This is a genomic window from Klebsiella sp. 2019SCSN059, assembly GCF_021739525.1.
GTDB lineage: Bacteria > Pseudomonadota > Gammaproteobacteria > Enterobacterales > Enterobacteriaceae > Klebsiella > Klebsiella quasipneumoniae.
Window position 1 is genome coordinate 1 of record NZ_JAKKOM010000070.1, and the last position, 5,715, is coordinate 5,715.

At 55.1% G+C, this 5,715-nt stretch carries 5 protein-coding genes and 1 pseudogene; all 6 read right to left on the minus strand.

The annotated features are described in order from the left end of the window. Window positions 1-99 precede the first annotated feature (99 nt). Window positions 100-1,050: pseudogene (locus tag L2I46_RS28445) on the minus strand (AAA family ATPase); the annotation flags it as partial. Window positions 1,051-1,390: 340 nt separating this feature from the next. Continuing rightward, a complete protein-coding gene (locus tag L2I46_RS28450) occupies window positions 1,391-1,882 on the minus strand; it encodes an Hcp family type VI secretion system effector (protein WP_023290568.1) in 492 nt (163 codons plus the stop codon). A gap of 2 nt (window positions 1,883-1,884) precedes the next feature. Beyond that, on the minus strand, window positions 1,885-3,564 hold the full coding sequence (locus tag L2I46_RS28455) for an OmpA family protein (protein ID WP_236948408.1): 1,680 nt from the start codon (window positions 3,562-3,564) through the stop codon (window positions 1,885-1,887). Then, window positions 3,564-4,253, minus strand: a complete 690-nt coding sequence (gene tssL / locus L2I46_RS28460; protein WP_236948409.1) for a type VI secretion system protein TssL, short form — start codon at window positions 4,251-4,253, stop codon at window positions 3,564-3,566. The genes L2I46_RS28455 and tssL overlap by 1 nt, the downstream gene beginning before the upstream one ends. Then, the gene (gene tssK / locus L2I46_RS28465; RefSeq protein ID WP_236948410.1) at window positions 4,250-5,599 is read right to left on the minus strand and encodes a type VI secretion system baseplate subunit TssK; all 1,350 of its coding nucleotides are present in this window, start codon (window positions 5,597-5,599) and stop codon (window positions 4,250-4,252) included. The genes tssL and tssK overlap by 4 nt, the downstream gene beginning before the upstream one ends. 11 nt (window positions 5,600-5,610) lie before the next feature. Continuing rightward, window positions 5,611-5,715: type VI secretion system contractile sheath large subunit (locus tag L2I46_RS28470; protein WP_179207817.1), on the minus strand; the 105-nt coding region annotated here is incomplete at its 5' end.

The window sequence follows — 5,715 nt, forward strand, 5'->3', positions numbered from 1 at the left end:
CATCAAGGAAATCACTGCATTCATGTACATCAACCCGATAACGTGACTGCCCTGACAGCTGTTGCACCGCGTCGGTGGCCTTCCTGATAAGTGTTCCGCTCATGACGCCTCTCCTTCTGCCTGTTCATCAAATTCCAGCACAATGCCCTGTTCATGATCCCAGGTCAGCTGTAGCGAGGACGACTTTTGTTTTGCCGCCATATGGCTCAATAACTGCTGACTCAGAACCGGCAGGATCTGCTGGTTAAGCAGGCTGTCGACGTTACGGGCACCGGTATCCGGCAACAGACAGGATGTCGTCAGGGTGTCGATGAGGCTTTCACCAGTGTGAGTGGAAATGCCGTAGTGGCGTTGCAGGCGCGTACTCACCTGCGCCAGCTTCATGCCGACGATGGTTCGCATGGCATCCATTGCCAGCGGGCGGTATATCACCGTCTGGAAGCGGGCCAGCAGCGCTGGATGGAAATGATCGCGCAGGATCGGGCGTAACAGCTCATGAAGATCGCTCTCAGTAGCTTCTGGTTGCTCTTCCAGTAACTGCATCAGCGGGTCACTGCCCAGGTTGGACGTCATCAGGATCACGGTATTGCGAAAATCAATTTCACGTCCTTCCCCGTCCCGCATAAAGCCCCGGTCAAAGACCTGATAAAACAGGTTCATCACATCCCGATGGGCCTTCTCCACTTCATCGAGCAGCACCACGCTATACGGACGCTTACGGACTGCCTCGGTGAGAATGCCGCCCTGACCATATCCGACATACCCGGGAGGGGAGCCTTTCAACTGCGAGACCGTATGCGGCTCCTGGTATTCAGACAGGTTGATGGTAATGAGCGATTTCTCACCACCATACATAACGTCAGCAAGTGCCAGCGCCGTTTCTGTTTTGCTCACTCCGCCTGGACCCACCAGTAAAAAAACCCCCTGCGGTCCGTTTTCCGGCGTCAGGCCGGTTTTTGACGCCCTCAGGCGCTGGGCAATGGCGCTCAGCGCCGCATGCTGACCAACAACGCGTTTTGACAGGTTGTGCTCAAGACTCAGTAATTCCGTATAGCGCCGGGTAAGAACGGTCAGGTCACCTTCCCCCTGCTCCAGCAGTTTCAACAGCCAGTGCTCAGGCGTGATTTCTGCATGCGCACGGGTCTGACATAAAGAAGCCGCCCCCTCCTGTGCTCTGGCGCAATAAGGGTTAAGTCGTCGTAGCAGGACTGCTGAATGATGTTCCATGTCGTTCCCTCTTGTTCAGGCACGCTACCGCCCCTGGCCGTCAACCGATGCCCATAAGGTTCATGCCGATAAATTGTGAGCCTGCTCTGCAAAGCGTCTGTCTGGCAGGCGCTGTGCGGAGCAAAACAAAAAGGCGGACAGAAGGGATCTGCCCGCCAGAATCTTATGCTGTGGTGCGTTCGTTCCAGGAATCGGAATGAATGATGTTGCCGTCTTTGTAGGTCCAGGTGATTTTTTCGTAGCGCAGTTCGATCTGCTCAAGGTGGTTATGTTTCTCGAAAGAAGGATCCTTGATGTCGTGCATTTTCGGTGCAACTTTCACCAGTTTGACGTTTTCCAGCTTCGTGTTGAAGTACTCTACTTCCTGACCCGCGTCGTTGATTTTGTACCACTTGAATTCAGCAGATTTCAGGGTCTGGCCGGTGGTCACCGCCTTGTACAGGTACGGGCTGGAAGCGTCGATTTCTTTGGTGAACAGGAACGGCGTGTGGATACGGGTTCCGGTCAGCTTGCCGGTGTTATTATCGGTCGGGATGTACAGGTTATGCTCCTGCGCCACCACCTCAATGCTGCCCTCACGGTCCTTCACGTCCACGGAACCTTTAATGTCCGCGCCACCGTCGTCTTTCAGCCACAGATAAACCGGGATTGCCATGCTTACTTCTCCATTTCTCGAGTAGAAACGTCACGTACATCCTGTGACGCGTGTTTTGCGCCATGCAGACGACAGGCGTCAGCCTGCGGTACCAGACTGATCTCGACACGCCGGTTATACGAACGGCCATCAGGCGTGTCGTTTGATGCAATTGGTCGACTGTCGCCGTAACCCTGCACGGCAAAGCAACTTTCCGGTACGTCCCCGGTATCACGCATCCAGTTACGGACGGCCTCAGCTCTTTGCAAAGACAGGGTCTGATTTAGCTGAACGCTGCCGGTATTGTCTGTATGACCGCTGACCACGATCAGCCAGCCCGGTCTGGCTTTAATCCCTACCAGTGCGTTGACGAGTATTTTGGTTGAGCCGTCTTTGAGTACCGATTTGCCGGAGTCAAACAGTGACATGCTGTCAAGTCGTACAATTTTCGGTACCGGTTTCGGTTCAGGGGCGGGTGGCGGCGTCCAGGTATCGATAGCCTGCTGCAAGGCCAGCCACAGACGTTGGCCCGGGTAATAGCCCAGGCTGTAACACAAAGGCTCACCCTGGCGCTGCCAGCGTTCAAGCAGGAGCGCATCCTGCTTCAGGGCGGCCAGTGACTCTGCCTTAGGGCGATAGTGGTTCATCGGGATTGCATTCCAGCGCTGTAAATCGGTACTCACCTGACGGATGAGGTCACGATTATTGAGCGCAGACATACCCAATGCGGTCAGGGCACACAGCCACATCAGCAGGATCAGGCGACGGGTACGCTGGCCCCCCTGCACCGTTGAAGCAAAAGGTGCCAGCAGCGGCAGAACCGCATCCGGAAACAAACTTGCCGGTGCTGTCTGCCCTGTTTTTCGGAAAAAATGTAAACAGGTGCGGGTATATAGCCAGTCGGCCCAGACTGACTCTGTCCCGGGAAGGACGGTACCGAGGCGCATTGCCACGGAGAATGCTCGTTCAGGAGGCGTTAACCGATCAGGCTTTTCCAGCTCATCAGCCAGCGTATTACGGATAAAGGAAAATGCCTCACTGACGGCTGGCAGCGCCAGGAGATTGTCTTCCGCCTGCTGCCAGTCGATGAGATCCTGCGGCGAATCATTAACCGGACAGACAATCGGTTTATCACCCCGAACGATTATCCACGGCGTTTCAGGCCCGGAAAATTCTGCACTCAACACAACAGGCAGAGTGAAACCCGTCAGGGATTTAATCTGCTTACACTGCTGGCGGAGCGTTTTCAGTGTGGAACGAAGAACGGCTTCATCCTGATGATGATCTGGCAGGCAGCGGTACATCACCGAGAGCTGACCGACCTGGCGCGGGAATTGCGTCTGGATACTGCGGACAACGTCAGTTAACCGGTTGACGTCACCGGCCCGCAGCCACCATCCCTGGGCTGTTTTACGCAGAGGACCGCCCTGAAATAACGCTTCCAGCATGTCACCACACACCAGTACAACGGGGCCCTGGGCGTCGGTTAAAGGCAGTTCAGCGGCCGGGAGGGTAACGTCGAATGTGGGCACTTCGCTCCAACAGTTTTTAAACACATACCAGCCTGCCAGAACGAGGATCAGCAGAGTGGACAGACCGTTGAAAACGTTGCCTGTCGGAATGAAATACCACAGCAACCACAGTAGCGCGGCTACGGCTGCTAAGGTGTGTAGGGCTACCGAAATGATGACTGTTCTACGCATTAGCCATGCAGCTCCGGTATTTGTGCTGACAAAAGAGACTGGAGCCAGAGGTGCCCCCCCCACCAGATAACGCCGGTAAGAATGACGGCCAGCACTATCCAGAACCAGACTGAGCGCATCAGACTCCAGCGATGTGTCCCCCTCCGGTGAACAACCAGAGACAGGCCTGCATCAGGCGGAGAAACCCGTTCAGAAAGGGCTTTCACTACCTCATCCCGCTGTGACTGGCTGACCGTCTTCAGGCTGTATAACCCCTGAAAGCCCAGCGCTATCACCCGGTGATAGCAGGTTAAAACGGCCGGGTTCGGTGAGGGCTGACGCAGAACCTCTGCAATGCGATCCCATAGTGCTTCACCAGCCCAAAGCGAGCCAAAAAAACGGGCCTGAAGTGGCGCTTTACGCCAGACCATCTGGCCTTCGTCTACTTTCGGCTCCTCTCCTCCTTCGTTTTCTCCGGGCTTACGGCTCATCACCGTTTCGTCCAGCAGGGCGCATTGTGCGTAGGAAATATGATCCACACTGGCGTCGTCATAACCGGCACGCTCCAGCGCTTCCCGCACACTTTCAACCTGTTTAACGCATCTGTTGTAAAGCGCAGAGCCATTAAGCGTGATGGCGCCTTTCTTAAGCATGGTGACGGTAAGCCAGGTCTCCGTCATTAGCTGGTCGATATCGATATCCTGTCTCATGAGCGCAATACCGCAAACAGTTCAAGTGCCAAATCGCCAAGTAACTCAGGCACATAGAACATACATACCCCCTGCTCCAGCATTTCATGCGCAGCGGGGCTCTCTATATCAAGTGCGAAGTACTGGTTTTCCATGCGTACAGGCAACGCTGCCGGTACCCTGCTCACCGGTATCAACGGGATCCCCTTGAGCGCAGCACCATAGATCTCGCGGACATCATCAGGTGAACCTGCCTGACAGAGTGCCGGAAATTTCTCGGCAACCTGCCAGGCCGGGATATCCGAGCGTACAGAGAGATAGAGATCGGCCTCTTCACGCAGTCGGATATCGTGGAGGTTGGCCTTCCAGGTCTGTCCGTCCGGGCGGGTCATTTCCAGAGCAATGACCCGGGATGGCAGACTTGCCTCCAGCAAACCCGTTATCAGGTCAAACAGCGGAGGAAACGCCTTAGCTGGCTCCTCGTGGTCATAACCCGGTATGGCGTCCAGATCATGGTCCAGGGAAAAGGTCAGCATGCTACCAGCCAGACGAGCGAGCTCAGCCCACACCTGTTCAGGCGGACGGGAAGGAAAACGTTCGTATTCTGTCAGCACTGTGGCGTGAGAATTCAGTGCATTCAGCAACCAGAAAAGGGAAACATCGGCGACGGCAAAATCGGCGAGCCTTTCGTTGCTTTCTCGGCGCATCGTCATCAGACGCTGGCGTCGGGAGCGTAACTGGCGATTAAGCAGCACCAGACGTTCGTGAAGGACCGGGCTTGCTCCAAATGACGCCACTGGAGGGATAAAAGATGGATCCTGTCGCCACGCATTATGTCCATCCCGAATCAGTCTTGCGACCGGACACACTTTCCAGGAATCATTACTTTCATGGGCAAACCGGATGATGAAATTAAACCGGGCAACTGCTATAGATTCTTCTTCAGAGCCAAAAGCATCCTGCAATGTTACCCACTCTTCACGATAGCGAAGCGGCCGTTCTGAACTGACGCCCTCCTGTTCAACGTTGCTCATACCTGGCTGCATGTGCGGCAATGCAATGAGGACAGTTACCGCATCACGACCTGCCAGCTGGCTGGCATCTAACTCACGCGGCGCTGGAGGCAGATCGCTGCTTTGCGCATCAATTAATGAACCATCTTCCAGCCAGAGACGTAACTGCGTAATCTGAATCAGACCGTACGAAAGAAGACTGTCATTAAACTCAATCATTTCCACGCCCCAGGGGAATGGGGACGCCAGCGCTGATGCACCGGCACTGCGAAAAGACTCCCATTCAGCCTGTTGCTGGAACTGTTGAGGGGATAGTAAAGCCCCCTCGTTCCACAGTGGACGATAAATTTTCATCCCGTCCTGCCTTATGCTTTTGCTTTGGGCATCTGAGATACCAGCGACAGATTGACGTCCAGCCCCTCGACCTGGAAGTGCGGCACGGCGTACAGCTTCACGCGGAAGAAGCCCGG